The organism is Pseudoalteromonas sp. L23 (assembly GCF_021728455.1).
Classification (GTDB): domain Bacteria; phylum Pseudomonadota; class Gammaproteobacteria; order Enterobacterales; family Alteromonadaceae; genus Pseudoalteromonas.
The window spans coordinates 251,282-263,095 of sequence record NZ_JAKKCW010000001.1 but is presented as its reverse complement, the minus strand read 5'-3'; the positions used below and the strand labels follow the sequence as shown (position 1 = coordinate 263,095).

The following is an 11,814-nucleotide window of genomic DNA, read 5'->3' as shown; positions in this document are numbered from 1 at the left end:
ATGAAAAAAACCTTACTACTTATTGCGCTTGGCATAAGTTCATCTCTTGTCTTTGCAAAACCTTATACAAAGTCACCATCGGAAGTCGTTGCTGAGGCCAAAAGCAGCGACTGGCAGCAGCTGGACCCTGAAAATATTCTTAAAATAGAATTACAAACAGGATCGGTCTATATCGCGCTTAACCCTGAACTTGCGCCCAATCATGTGGCAAATATTAAAGCGTTAGCGCGAGAGGGGTTTTACACAAACTTGAGTATGTATCGGTTCGTGGAAAACTTTGTGGCCCAAGGCGGCGATATGTCGGACAATAAAATGCCGCAAAAAGGAAAAAAAGCGATTGCCGCTGAGTTTTTTCATAGCACAGAATCAACCTTGAAGATCACACCTCTTGCTGCTGTAGACGGCTACGCGCCGCGTACCGGGTTTTTAAATGGTTTTGCCGTAGGACAAAATGAAGCTGGAACTAAAACCTGGATGACACACTGCGTTGGTTCGTTTGCCATGGCCAGAACCAATGATGTTAATAGTGGTGGTACCGAGTTTTACATCACGTTGACGCCGCAGCGGTACCTAGACAAAAACACCACCGTGTTTGGGCAGTTGTTATCGGGAATGGAGCATGTTCAGCATCTAGATCGTAAACCAGTTGCTGGACAAGCGTATAATATTATCAAAGGCGTTACGGTACTTGCTGATGTAAAAGGTGCACCTTCTTTTAAAAGGCTAAAGACAAATACGCCGATTTTTGAGTCGCTAATTGCTGCACGTAAAAATAGAGCGGGAGATTGGTTTGTTGATACGCCAAATCACACCGATATATGTTCGGTCCCCGTCCCTGTTGAAATGGAAGGCACGACAGGGGAATAAATAACCTGAGCTGCGGATAATTAATGCCTTTCTAGCAGCTAGTTTTAGCGCTAACTGCGTTGAATTCACTTCCAATAGCCAGCTATTGGTGCGTAAATTCGCCTTGTTTTCCCTAAAACTCTCTGGCTAGACAAGGAAAAAACTAAGTTTTGCTTTAGCAACAATGAGTTGGAACATTCCTTATCCAAACCTCAGGTTAAATAGCAATACTTAGATGTGATAAAAAGCCATGTGAGAACATGGCTTTTTTACGTTTTACTGTCGGTTAGTTCTTACCGTATACGGAGTCTGATCTTGTTCACTCGAACGATATGGATTGATATCTAACCCGCCACGGCGAGTATAGCGTGCATAAACCGATAATTTTTCAGGGTTAAAGGTGCGCCAAAGCTCGCAGTAAATGCGCTCCACACATTGCTCATGGAACTCGTTGTGGTCACGGAATGAGATTAGGTACTTAAGCAGCGCTTCTCGGTCGATTTGCTTACCACGGTAACTTATCACCACGCTTGCCCAGTCTGGCTGTGAGGTGATCAAGCAATTTGACTTGAGTAAGTGGCTGTGAAGCGTCTCGTCGACCACATCCTCAGAGGCAAGTTGTAGTAAGTTACTATTTGGTGTGTAGCTATCAACTTCAATATCCAGCTCGTCGATACACTCACCAGGGAGACGCGAGAAAGGAATACAATCGAATTCGTCTGCGCCAAATAGTGTCACGCTAACTTGGCTATTTGATGCCGTGGAAAGATCCGCAGCTAGCGTTTGGCGCACGCTTTCCATCGTATCAAAGCGACTTTGGTTAAAGCTATTCAAGTAAAGTTTGAACGATTTTGACTCAATGATATGCGAGCTTTGGCAAGGAAACACAAAAGTGGCAACCGCAACTTGAGGCTTACCTTTGTTATTGAGCCAAGACAATTCGTAGCCTGTCCAAGTATCTTCACCTTTGAATGGTAAAGCGGACTCATCAACATTGATTTGGTCACGATTGAGTTTACGTGCAATGGGGTGCAGCAGGCTTGGAGTATAAACACTGGCATATTCTGTGGTTTTACCAAGCACAGAAGATTGCAGCTCTGGCGAGTTACTGTAGTCTGTCATGTTAATTCAAATCTCGTTACAATGCGGTCATTATAACGAATGTTCACCTCGGGATTAATAGCAATTTGCTTAATTACACGAAACAAGTATTCAGCCCGTGGTGAGAAAAATAAAGAGAGCTTTATATATGACTCAGCCCGTAAATATGGCGCGCTTGCATCAAGCCTATGTAGACTATCATCAACAGACCTTCAAAGATTTACCGAGTACCGAGCATGATGAAAGTTGGCCTAGCCCATGTGAGCAGGGTGAACCGAACAAGCTTAACGAGATAAAATGGCTAGCGGTAGCGCGCTCGCCAGCGGGACATCTAAATGATTTAGCCAGAGCGTTGGAAACGCAATTTCCTGAGGGATTGAACGGACTGTATGGTGATTTCTTTGCTGGCAATATCGTGGCATTTATTGAGGGTAAGCAAATTGAGCTACTGCAAGCATGGAACGAAGATGACTTCGAGCGCTTGCAGCAAAATATCACCGGCCATATTTTAATGAAGCGCAGGCTCAAACAACCTGAAACCGTATTTATTGGCTTAACAGAAGCAGACGACTTATTGGTGTCGGTCGATGTCGCTACGGGTCAAGTTGGGTTAGAGTTTGTCGGTAAGAAACAGCATCATGTTTTGGCTGATTCTATCGCGGAGTTTGTAGAAAAACTGACAGTCAACTATCCAATATAGCTAGTTGGTATCAAGGAGCTTGCGCTCCTTATTGAAAGTCCCACGAAATATTCGAGACCAATTGGCAAGTTTCGCAGCGAAAGTCGAAAAGGCCGAACCAAGGCTCCTCGAGTAACCAGTCTCCCTGACAGCTTGGGCATTTTCTTGCTTTTTCTGCGGCGAGGTTTTCGCCGCCAACACGATACAGATAATAGTAAACCGGTTTTTTCGTGAGATAGCGAATACGTTTGCTCAAATCCATGCCACGTCTAAACAAATCACTACCCGTACTGGAAATTTCCTCCAGTGCAGCAAATTCGCAGCGAGTCGCACCGTTGATCTGTATTTGATCGCAGGCTTGCCAATCTTCTTTCCATTTGATCAGTGTTTTGTAATCACCATTGGCAATAGCAGGGATTTTATATAAAGGCACTGGTAAAAAGTCGTCGCCACAATACAGTGGACTACAAGTGTGTACGTATGTGGTGTAGAGAATGTAGCTTGACGGCTCATGACAGGCATCAGCGCTGTTGGCATGTATATCTTGCCCAAAAACTTTAACCTTAGGTGCAAGCAAGCCTGATTGCTGTAGCTGGTCAATCGCAAACTTCACAAAAGGACTATGGTTTAATGGATGCAAAGCGTCTTCTTCTGGACACATCACACGAGTGACGAAATAGCCATCTTTAAGTACAGTTGGAAATTCGTCACCAATGATTTGACCATTAAAGCGAAGCGCATTGACCACCCGGTTAATGGCCTGCTCGGCAGCATCTAAGGTGGTTTCCTCATAGCAATCAAAAGTTAAGTCGACAACAAACACTACGACTTCTCCAATAAGGCAATGAGCTTATCAAGCTTAGCTTCAATTCTATCTAATTGGCTTTGTGAACTTGTTTTGACGACCTCTTCAACCTCTTGATAGTGCTCAATACAGGTAGGGTCTTGTTTGTACGCAGCAATGCCTGAGATAACGTCTGGCATTGCGACGCTTTGAGTTAATTTGCTTTTTGTTAGCGCGACAGTTGGAGTCTTCCCACTATCGACTAATTTTTTGATAGCTCTGGCAACGGCAGGATGCATAGAGGTTCCTAAACGCCTTAATCATAGGAGTGGATCATAGCACCAAGTTACGTAAGGAGCGATTGCTTTAGCTATCTTAACATCGCATCTAGTTCGTCAATGATTTCACTCCAATCGGCGTCTTCTTTTAGCGATTCTTCAATAAAGTGACGTTGCCCTTCATTCCAAAATGGTGCTTGGCTTAACAGCATATCGTCAGGAAGGCGGTGTTGTTTGACAAACCCTTCGATCGCCTTGGGATTGTTGTCGAGCCCAAGTTGGGCAAATAAAGTACTCATAGTGTGGCGACTAGTATCCATTTCGTTCTCCCTCGTTTGCTTGAATTTTACTCACTAACTATAGTAAAGGTGGTTGTAAAACCTTTAGCAAGTCATCATCGATAAAAACCATAATGACTAATGCGAGGATAAATATACCTGTCCACGACTGAATAAATTGTGACTTGTATCAATATCTATCACTAGCGAGTAGCCGTACATTATTAAAGTACACAGAAAAAATTCTGAGGTTTTGATATTAAGTAGTATTTCGGCATGATTATCAGAAGCTTGGGGCAATAACAATAAGGAACCATGATGTCAGTAGAAACTTCTCAACATGAATTAATCGTTAGATATTTAAATCCAGAAGATATCAACGTAGCCGCGAGTGTGTTGTATCAGGCTTACCATGATGATCCGTTACTCAAGCAGGTATTGGAGGCAAAACAAGAAGCAATTTTTGAAAAAAAACTCAGAGCCTTAATACGAGAAGAGCTGTCGGCATTTGGTCAAACGGGGCAGCCGATGGTGGGGTTATATCATCAAGATAGATTGGTCGCGGTAGCATGCGTTATTGCAAATGGCGATGAATTGGACGCAAATCGGCAGTGGCATTGGCGATTACGACTCATGATGAGTGCGGGATATTTGCAAACGCAGCAGCTTATCGATAAAGAAAAGTCGATTAGACAAGCGTTGCAAACGCAAGAGCCGTGTCACTTTTTATCTCTAATTGCCGTTGACCCACATGTTCAAGGGCTTGGCTATGGCCACTATTTACTCACTGCGTTGGATGATTTAATTGCACAAAGTGAAGAAACGAAAGGGATGGCAGTATTTATTACTAAGCCAGAACAAGCGCAGTTTTTTGCGGGTCACGGTTATCAAGTTCTGCAAAAGATGGCGTTTAGCTCAGTAGAGGGCACATTACTATTTAAGAGCAAATAGCAACAATGGAAATTACCATGTAAGAGATCTCGTACGAGAATGTGGGTTAAGGCGCTTTGTAGTACCGAATTTGTAGTGTGATTTTTAGTTACCCTTCTGTTTTTAAAGAAGTTACTTTGTTTTTCTTTTAAATGACAGCAAAAAGATTGTTCGGAGCTATCTAACAAAAGTGCTCAATCCCCGTAAACTTAACAATGTAAGGAAACACAAGAGCAGGAGCTCAGCGTCAAAGGATAAGGAATTTGACAACAAGAGAAGGATGTATTGCATAGGGCAAGGAAGATCAGGAACTCGAGGAAGCGAGTGTGAAGCGGAGCTTCACTAGGGATAAGGAGACACATGGAGTGTCAAGGAGCGCGGGAAGCGTAGTGGAGCAAGGAAGAGCAGATAAGGACGAGCAAGGCTCTAGGATGAGGGAGCGCAATCTGGATGATTGCGAAGTGGATGGGTTACACTGGACGTAACAATGTATAGGGAGCACATAGGGATTATGTGAAGCGGAGCCAAGGTGGCATTGGAGCGCGGGAAGCGAAGAGGAGGCCAAGGTGGCTAAAATGGAGATGCATTGGAAGTGCTAATGGATGACACAAGGATGGGATTCGGGTAGGTCGGAGTACATACCCGTTCAGGGGAAGAAGAATTGGCGGATGGCTTTTGGGTTGTAAAGCAGAGGAATTGGATACCTCTTGGGATAATCGTCAGGATTGAGGCGCAGCAGATAGGCTAGCGCCTTAGTTTTTTGTGACGGTTGTAAATTTGATGTATATTTTCCTAGTAACTTAGTTGAAGTTCTCAAAACTCTCCGCTTGCAGTTTCATTCTTATCTTTCGATCTCCTTGCTAGATTATTCCACTCTCATTTTAGTCTTATACTGATTAGTCTTAATACTTGCTCAATTTTAAGGAGCAAATCTGACGCTAACCGCGTTAAAAATTTCTCATTTAGAACAACTAAATAGCAAAATTTTTGCCTTGCCTTGCCTTGCCTTGCCTTGCCTTGCCTGCATGGATGTAGGTACCTTGGCGATAGCAGGACGCGGTAGTGGTGTTATCGCTAAGATTCTCCCGCCTCAAAATAGATCACTTAATTAAGCGAATTGGTATTGTTTTTTAGTGCGCGATGTTGGCGCAATAGTTAAGGAAAAAGAAATGGAATGGTATCTAACAGTATTAAAAAGATATTCCGATTTTAGTGGACGTTCAAGACGCAAAGAATACTGGATGTTTATCTTAATAAATGCGTTGATAGGCTTTGCAATTGGTATTGTCGACGGGCTTTTTGGCACTCTGTTTTTGACAGGTATCTATTATTTGGTGGTTCTAGTACCGATAGTTGCAGTATCTATTCGTCGTCTTCACGACACTGGACGCTCGGGCTGGTGGCTTCTAGTGAGCTTTGTGCCTATCGTCGGTTTATTAGTGATTATATATTTCACCACCATGGATAGTGAGGTTGGTGAAAACGACTACGGGCCAAGCGTCAAAGGGTATGTTTAAAATAGTTGTACTATTATAAATTCAGAGCAGGCACTTGTATTTATATGAATTTAAGTGCCTACTTTCGCACCCATCGGATTAACTTGCGATTTTATAAGCGGGCAATTCTTTTTTGACTAATCGTTCATTTTCTAAGTAAAGCTTACCTTGATAGGCTGACTCGCCATCTGAACTAAACTCAAACATAAATTGGCTTTTTATTCCAAGCTTACCGTCCTTTAATACCCCGAAACGGCGCTTAATACAGGCAACACTTAACAGTTGCACTTGCAAACTTTCAGTTTGATGTTGTGCATGTCTATTTGCCGCTTCTGCGATCTGGCGGCTATACCAAAATAGCGCGATACCAGATGATACGATGATAAAAAGCCAAAGTGTTGTCATTTAAGAAAATAACCTTCCAATTGCACGAGACAGAGTTTCACTGCGATTTTCTGCTCTAATAATCCCTAAAACATGTGGGCGTAACATAGGTATTGCAACTAAGTCTGCGAAAATACTGCCGAAAAGTCCATCGATTTGATTATTCTCAGCGGCTTTTTCCATATAGATAAAAAGCCTTTGCTGGTCGGTTAGTGTCTCCCAAGCACGCCCTGCAATAGTGAGTAAGCAATCGGCATCTGATCCCAACTCAGATGCTAAAATGGCGTCTACTGCATGTGCGATGAGACCAAGCGCGTGACTTCCCGACATTGCACGCAAATTGGTGACTACGGCGTCCTTATTTTGCTGTTGGCATGCGCGGTTTAAAGCGGCTAAAAAGTCTTCGGTTTGTGATGTTGAGACCGTAACGTGTTCAAGCATTGCAGCTAATGGTGTCTTAACTTCTGCTGGCAAAAAAGACCACGCCTGTTGCAGGTTGCTCGCGTTATAACCATGGTCTAGACGTAGGGCAAAGTCTGCAATACCTTGTAGCGCTATTTCTTGCCAGCGTTCAAACCCAAGCTTGCCAGAAAAATAGAGTTCGGCGTGCTCGTAATATTGAGAAGCCGGGCGATTAAGCTCACGCTTTAATAGCGCATTGAATGCCGCGAGTTTGTTCGCATTTGGCGTGAAGACATAAGGGTTGTTATCAAGTTTCCCTTGAGCGGCTTCGCCCGTGAGTTGAGTACCTAATGCTTCGAGTACCATGGAGGCAAAGTGGTCACGGCTGGCGATAATGAGCTTGCTTTGCTCATCCAGTGGAAACTTTAAAAACCACACATAAGGATCAGCGGTCGCCTCATTATCCCAAAATTGAATCGCCATGATGGCATGGCCGCCAAGCGGGTAAGGATAAGGGACTTGAGTACTCTCGATTTGCGCAAACTGCTTCTTATCTATTTTTGTGATACGTCGACCCAGATCATAGGCCCGCCACTGCGTTCCGGCGTTTGTTAGTAATTCACCTAAAGTTGAAATTTGCGCTGTCATGAATGCTCTATATGTTACTTATATTTTCAATAGCGGCAATTATAGCTACTTTTGGGAGCGCTGATAAGCCTATGAAAAAGGTGCACTTGAGAGAATTGGCTAGCTCCTAAATAATGCAAATTGCTATAATGTAAAAAATTGAGAAAGAGACAGGACCGATGAACTCGGAATTATTGATTCAGTTAGACGAACTTGAGACTTGTTTAAAGGCGACGGGTCTTTGGCAAGACGAGCCAATTTCGGCTAAGGCACTTACCTCTACGGAGCCATTTTGCTGCGATACGATGACCTTCGCGCAGTGGTTGCAATTTGTATTCTTGGGCAAAATGCGAACAATGGTAGAAAGTGGTGAAGCATTACCGGAAAATATGGCGATTGCGCCAATGGCTGAAATGGTGCTGAGTGAACATCTTTATTTTAATGCGGTGCATCAGTGTTTAAAAAACCTCGATAATACAATTGCAAAGAGCGCGTAATGCTTGAGATTTTATATCAAGATGCACATTATGTTGCGATAAATAAGCCGTCAGGGTTATTGGTTCATCGCTCATTTTTGGATAAGCGAGAAACACAATTTGCGATGCAAATGCTACGTGATCAACTTGGTCAACATGTTTTCCCCGTTCACCGTTTAGATAGGCCAACGTCAGGCGTGCTACTGTTTGCACTAAGCTCTGAGGCCGCGCGAGACATGAATGAAATCTTTATTAGCGGTAATATTCAAAAACGCTATTTAGCGCTTGTTCGCGGATTTGCTCCGGAATCTAGATTCATCGACAGACCACTCAAAGAAGAACTTGATAAAATTGCTGATAAGTTTGCCTGTCAGGATAAAGCTCCGCAGGAGGCGCAAACACAGATAAATTGTTTATTGCAGGGTAGCTTGCCAATTCCTTTTGGTAAGTATCCAAGTATTCGCTACTCATTGGTGGAGTGTTTTCCTAAAACGGGTAGAAAACACCAAATCAGGCGCCACCTTAACTATTTAGCACATCCGATTATTGGTGATGTCAATCACGGTGATAATAAACACAACCACTTTTTTGTCGATCATTTTGGCTTACGTCGGTTGATGTTATTTGCAACTAAATTGGAATTTGTACATCCTTATACCAACACGACGATTTCAATTACCGCGGATTTGGGAGAAGAAGCATTGGCTGTCTTCGCTCAGCTCGGCTGGTCAGACAACGAGAAGGATTATAAATAATGGCAAAAGTTTCCATTTTTGTGGGAAGTATGTACGGCAATGCTGAAAACTTGGCAAACGACAGTGCTGAGTTTTTGAATAAATCGGGTCATGAGGCAAGTGTTATTGAGCCTGCTTCCATCGTTGATGTAACGCAAGCTGAAAACATTTTATTTATTTCTTCTACTACCGGATCTGGTGATATTCCCGATAACTTGCTGCCTTTATTTTTGCAAATGCAAAGCGAATTTCCGATGCTAACGGGCAAGAAAGTAGCGGTCATCGCATTGGGGGATTCTAGTTATGGCGATACTTATTGTGGTGCTGGAAAGCAAATTGATGCCCTGATTGAAGAGTTGAACGCCACTCGAGCACAACCGCGTCTAGACATCGATGCCTGTGAATATTTTGAGCCTTGGGAGCCGGCAGAGGCTTGGCTTCAATCATTGGCAAAAAACCTTTAGGTTTTATCTTCTGTTCAAGCATTACCTTTCAATTTACGCGGCTTAATAGGCCGCGTTGCCAGCTCAAATAGCAAACTCATCAGCATAATCATAGTAACGGAAAAATATAAATATTTACATTTCGGTTACGTTGTGTGACATTGGTCTGGGTTGTATGAAAAGTGACCGATATTATAAAGTTCAAAATAATGAAAAGGAAAAGACAATGATTAAACCGATTCTATTTGCTGTATCTGCTATTTTCGCCACCGCAATGTCGTCTAATACTACCGCATTCGAAGAAATTTACCTTGAATGTTACAAAAATGGTGAGTTGTTATGGGCTGACTCTTTTTCTGATTATCGAGATGCGGATAACGCATCGAGAATTTGCAGGAGGATTGGTGGTACGCCAATAATGTACTAACGATATCAGTTCTTTATGAAACTTCCTTTAGATAATATTAATCAGCATTGAAGCCTAACCAAATTTTTGGGTTTAAATCAGCTGTAAGCGACGTTGAAAAACTGTGTATTTAAACGATAGAACTGTCGTAATCTTTAAGGAAAAGTGAGTCAAAAGTGCTGCTTTAATATGTAAAAATCCAATATCATTACTGATATTGGATTTTTATTTTTAAACCCTGGTTCTTAGCGCTAAACACGTTTCGTCTGAACTTTCAGCTTTAACTTTTGACCAGGCTGAAGATACTTCTGTCCAGTCAGGTTGTTCCATTTGACGATTTCATTCACGCTGACGTTAAACTTAGTGGCGATACGTGCCAATGAGTCGCCTTTACGCACTTTGTAAGTGATTGTGCGCTCGGTGTTGACGAGGACGGTTTGATTTGCTGCTTTTTCATCTTTAAAGACAGTAAGCTTTTGTCCAAGGCGCAAAACGGCATTGGTTTTTAACTTATTCCAGCTAGCTAATTGCTTAACGGTAACATCATATTCGCGGCTGATATCCCACAATGTATCACCTGATTTTACTGTGTGGCTGAGTTTTTTCTTAGTTACTTTGTTGGCGGCAAGGCGCACTTCTGGTGGTAAATGCTCACTTTGCAATTCGCCATCACTGAGTGGCACCAATAACTTCTGGCCAACACGGATCATATTGCCATCGATGCTATTGAGTGAGCGAATGGCGCCGATACTAGTATTAAACTTAGTCGCAACGACCGACAGGCTATCTCCTTTTTGCACTGTATAATATTGCCAACGAAGTCGATCTTTTACTTCAGTTTTAGCTAATTTCTCTTGAAAAGCGTCAACTTTTTCCATGGGTAATAATAACTGGTGTGGGCCATCTGGATCGGTGGCCCAACGATTAAAACCTGGATTTAAGCGATAGAGTTCAGTTAAAGAAATATCGGCCATTTCAGCGGCAAGCGCTAAATCAATTTGTGACCCTACCTCAACGGTATCAACAACTTGGGCATTGATTATAGGTTGCCACGCGACCTTAAACTCATCTGAGCGTTTTAAGAGGTCGGATAAGGCAAGTAATTTAGGCACATACGCGGTGGTTTCGCGAGGTAAATCGAGAGACCAAAAATCGGTAGGCAAATGCTTTTTACGATTTTTTCGGATTGCTCTGAGCAATCGACCTTCACCTGAATTGTAAGCGGCAATTGCGTTTAACCAATCGCCTTCCAGTGTTTTATGGAGATAGGTGAGGTAATCTAATGCAGCCTGCGTTGATGCAATAATATCGCGACGGCCGTCATACCACCAATTTTGTTTGAGGTTAAAGCGTTCACCGGTTTGAGGCATAAATTGCCAAATACCGGAAGCGGTGCGGTGTGAATAGCCAAATGGATCGAATGCGCTTTCCACAATAGGTAACAACGCGATTTCTACCGGCATATTGCGCTTTTCTACTTCTTCAACAATGTAGTAGAGGTAAGGTTCTGCACGTTTTGCGATACGGTCTAAATAGGCTTGGTGACGTTGATAGTAATTACGTTCGGCGACCACAGGTCTATTTTGTGGCACTTCGATAGATAACTGATAACGGATCCGCTCCCATACGTCGTCAAATACAGGCACAGCCTCTTCATCTTCGTCTTGCCATGAGGTACTGAGTGTTTGGGAGATATCATAAGGGCTCGCGTGATCTAAGTTGGCCTGCTTAACTTGTTCAGTTGCAGTTTCCAACGGGGTTTCTTGCGTGATTTCACAACCACTTAACATTGCTAATGAAGCAACAATAAAGGCGAGCTTTTTCATAAATGCGTTCTTTTGCTTGGGGGTTCGGACAAAAACTCGGCAATATTACCGAGTTTGTATCAGCATTTAAAGCTTCTTTATTATTTTATTTCGACTTCCTAAAAATCGTTAGAAATGCTTATCT

The 11,814-nt window shown here is 42.8% G+C and carries 15 protein-coding genes; 8 read left to right on the top strand and 7 right to left on the bottom strand.

Features of this window, described 5'->3' with window-relative positions; all coding sequences use genetic code 11:
• Complete coding sequence (locus L3V43_RS01250) at window positions 1–867, top strand: peptidylprolyl isomerase (RefSeq protein ID WP_237115876.1); 867 nt, start codon at window positions 1–3, stop codon at window positions 865–867.
• Between the two features lie 255 nt (window positions 868–1,122).
• Here L3V43_RS01250 and queF read toward each other — a convergent pair whose 3' ends face one another.
• Entirely contained in the window at window positions 1,123–1,968 is an 846-nt protein-coding gene (queF, locus tag L3V43_RS01245; RefSeq protein ID WP_237115877.1) for an NADPH-dependent 7-cyano-7-deazaguanine reductase QueF, read from the bottom strand.
• A 127-nt stretch (window positions 1,969–2,095) separates the two neighbouring features.
• Here queF and syd point away from each other — a divergent pair, with 127 nt between their 5' ends.
• Window positions 2,096–2,647, top strand: coding sequence for a SecY-interacting protein (syd, locus tag L3V43_RS01240; protein ID WP_102057223.1), 552 nt, complete (start codon window positions 2,096–2,098; stop codon window positions 2,645–2,647).
• Between the two features lie 28 nt (window positions 2,648–2,675).
• Here syd and L3V43_RS01235 read toward each other — a convergent pair whose 3' ends face one another.
• The 3 genes from L3V43_RS01235 to L3V43_RS01225 all read right to left on the bottom strand — a co-directional run bounded on the left by L3V43_RS01235 (window position 2,676) and on the right by L3V43_RS01225 (window position 4,008).
• Window positions 2,676–3,449: a Zn-ribbon-containing protein gene (locus L3V43_RS01235; RefSeq protein ID WP_102057222.1), complete on the bottom strand. Its 774-nt coding sequence runs from the start codon at window positions 3,447–3,449 to the stop codon at window positions 2,676–2,678.
• Entirely contained in the window at window positions 3,449–3,709 is a 261-nt protein-coding gene (locus L3V43_RS01230) for a hypothetical protein (RefSeq protein ID WP_010606623.1), read from the bottom strand. The genes L3V43_RS01235 and L3V43_RS01230 overlap by 1 nt, the downstream gene beginning before the upstream one ends.
• 71 nt (window positions 3,710–3,780) lie before the next feature.
• A complete protein-coding gene (locus L3V43_RS01225; protein ID WP_010370914.1) occupies window positions 3,781–4,008 on the bottom strand; it encodes a DUF2789 domain-containing protein in 228 nt (75 codons plus the stop codon).
• A 276-nt stretch (window positions 4,009–4,284) separates the two neighbouring features.
• Between L3V43_RS01225 and L3V43_RS01220 the strand changes: the two genes are divergently transcribed.
• Both L3V43_RS01220 and L3V43_RS01215 read left to right on the top strand, forming a co-directional pair.
• Window positions 4,285–4,917, top strand: coding sequence for a GNAT family N-acetyltransferase (locus tag L3V43_RS01220; RefSeq protein WP_010606625.1), 633 nt, complete (start codon window positions 4,285–4,287; stop codon window positions 4,915–4,917).
• Window positions 4,918–6,065: 1,148 nt separating this feature from the next.
• On the top strand, window positions 6,066–6,413 hold the full coding sequence (locus tag L3V43_RS01215) for a DUF805 domain-containing protein (RefSeq protein WP_102057220.1): 348 nt from the start codon (window positions 6,066–6,068) through the stop codon (window positions 6,411–6,413).
• A 78-nt stretch (window positions 6,414–6,491) separates the two neighbouring features.
• Here L3V43_RS01215 and L3V43_RS01210 read toward each other — a convergent pair whose 3' ends face one another.
• The gene (locus L3V43_RS01210) at window positions 6,492–6,797 is read right to left on the bottom strand and encodes a DUF3301 domain-containing protein (RefSeq protein WP_235366639.1); all 306 of its coding nucleotides are present in this window, start codon (window positions 6,795–6,797) and stop codon (window positions 6,492–6,494) included.
• On the bottom strand, window positions 6,798–7,826 hold the full coding sequence (locus L3V43_RS01205; RefSeq protein WP_237115878.1) for a DUF3549 family protein: 1,029 nt from the start codon (window positions 7,824–7,826) through the stop codon (window positions 6,798–6,800).
• 158 nt (window positions 7,827–7,984) lie between these two features.
• Here L3V43_RS01205 and L3V43_RS01200 point away from each other — a divergent pair, with 158 nt between their 5' ends.
• The 4 genes from L3V43_RS01200 (at window position 7,985) to L3V43_RS01185 (ending at window position 9,885) form a co-directional block, all read left to right on the top strand.
• Window positions 7,985–8,302: a YqcC family protein gene (locus L3V43_RS01200; RefSeq protein ID WP_010370929.1), complete on the top strand. Its 318-nt coding sequence runs from the start codon at window positions 7,985–7,987 to the stop codon at window positions 8,300–8,302.
• Entirely contained in the window at window positions 8,302–9,036 is a 735-nt protein-coding gene (truC, locus tag L3V43_RS01195) for a tRNA pseudouridine(65) synthase TruC (RefSeq protein ID WP_102057217.1), read from the top strand. Before L3V43_RS01200 ends, truC begins: the two co-directional genes overlap by 1 nt.
• Window positions 9,036–9,479 (top strand): flavodoxin, encoded by a 444-nt coding sequence (locus L3V43_RS01190; RefSeq protein ID WP_010606632.1) that lies wholly within the window; start codon window positions 9,036–9,038, stop codon window positions 9,477–9,479. The genes truC and L3V43_RS01190 overlap by 1 nt, the downstream gene beginning before the upstream one ends.
• Window positions 9,480–9,684: 205 nt before the next feature.
• Window positions 9,685–9,885: a hypothetical protein gene (locus L3V43_RS01185; RefSeq protein ID WP_010606633.1), complete on the top strand. Its 201-nt coding sequence runs from the start codon at window positions 9,685–9,687 to the stop codon at window positions 9,883–9,885.
• Window positions 9,886–10,115: 230 nt separating this feature from the next.
• On the opposite strand, the gene L3V43_RS01180 is transcribed toward L3V43_RS01185, so the two are convergent.
• The gene (locus L3V43_RS01180; RefSeq protein WP_102057216.1) at window positions 10,116–11,690 is read right to left on the bottom strand and encodes a LysM peptidoglycan-binding domain-containing protein; all 1,575 of its coding nucleotides are present in this window, start codon (window positions 11,688–11,690) and stop codon (window positions 10,116–10,118) included.
• Window positions 11,691–11,814 lie beyond the last annotated feature (124 nt).

Coding starts and splice junctions, on each gene's coding strand:
- queF (WP_237115877.1), bottom strand. CDS start 1,968: ATGACAGACTACAGTAACTCGCCAGAGCTGCAATCTTCTGTGCTTGGT.
- L3V43_RS01200 (WP_010370929.1), top strand. CDS start 7,985: ATGAACTCGGAATTATTGATTCAGTTAGACGAACTTGAGACTTGTTTA.
- L3V43_RS01250 (WP_237115876.1), top strand. CDS start 1: ATGAAAAAAACCTTACTACTTATTGCGCTTGGCATAAGTTCATCTCTT.
- L3V43_RS01230 (WP_010606623.1), bottom strand. CDS start 3,709: ATGCATCCTGCCGTTGCCAGAGCTATCAAAAAATTAGTCGATAGTGGG.
- L3V43_RS01180 (WP_102057216.1), bottom strand. CDS start 11,690: ATGAAAAAGCTCGCCTTTATTGTTGCTTCATTAGCAATGTTAAGTGGT.
- L3V43_RS01185 (WP_010606633.1), top strand. CDS start 9,685: ATGATTAAACCGATTCTATTTGCTGTATCTGCTATTTTCGCCACCGCA.
- L3V43_RS01225 (WP_010370914.1), bottom strand. CDS start 4,008: ATGGATACTAGTCGCCACACTATGAGTACTTTATTTGCCCAACTTGGG.
- L3V43_RS01205 (WP_237115878.1), bottom strand. CDS start 7,826: ATGACAGCGCAAATTTCAACTTTAGGTGAATTACTAACAAACGCCGGA.
- syd (WP_102057223.1), top strand. CDS start 2,096: ATGACTCAGCCCGTAAATATGGCGCGCTTGCATCAAGCCTATGTAGAC.
- L3V43_RS01210 (WP_235366639.1), bottom strand. CDS start 6,797: ATGACAACACTTTGGCTTTTTATCATCGTATCATCTGGTATCGCGCTA.
- truC (WP_102057217.1), top strand. CDS start 8,302: ATGCTTGAGATTTTATATCAAGATGCACATTATGTTGCGATAAATAAG.
- L3V43_RS01215 (WP_102057220.1), top strand. CDS start 6,066: ATGGAATGGTATCTAACAGTATTAAAAAGATATTCCGATTTTAGTGGA.
- L3V43_RS01190 (WP_010606632.1), top strand. CDS start 9,036: ATGGCAAAAGTTTCCATTTTTGTGGGAAGTATGTACGGCAATGCTGAA.
- L3V43_RS01220 (WP_010606625.1), top strand. CDS start 4,285: ATGTCAGTAGAAACTTCTCAACATGAATTAATCGTTAGATATTTAAAT.